The organism is Paraburkholderia sp. SIMBA_053, assembly GCF_046534895.1.
Classification (GTDB): domain Bacteria; phylum Pseudomonadota; class Gammaproteobacteria; order Burkholderiales; family Burkholderiaceae; genus Paraburkholderia; species Paraburkholderia caledonica.
The window spans coordinates 1-301 of the sequence record NZ_JAWRXU010000400.1 but is presented as its reverse complement, the minus strand read 5'-3'; the positions used below and the strand labels follow the sequence as shown (position 1 = coordinate 301).

General features: G+C 56.5%; 1 pseudogene. It reads right to left on the bottom strand.

What is annotated here, in order from left to right:
• Positions 1-68: 68 nt before the first annotated feature.
• A pseudogene (locus SB753_RS36160) lies at positions 69-301 on the bottom strand (arylesterase); the annotation flags it as partial.

Sequence of the window (301 nt, the reverse complement as noted above, 5' to 3'; positions counted from 1 at the left end):
GTGATCACGTTCCCATCATTCGGAAACAAGCTGTTAGCGCGCTGTAACACCTAATGGCGCTTTCACTTTCACTGAGACGAGGTGCGGAGCAGCGGCTTCAGCGCTGACCACACGTTGTCCAGTAGCAGGGGCTGTGCCTGTTGGGTCGGATGAATCTGATCGGACTGGAACATGTCCGGCTTGTCTTCGATCCCAGCAAGGAGAAATGGGACGAGTGGCACGCGCAACTGCTTCGATAGCTGGCCGTAGAGCCCGTGGAACTTTTGCGTGTAGTCAGGGCCGTAATTGGGCGGCACGTACA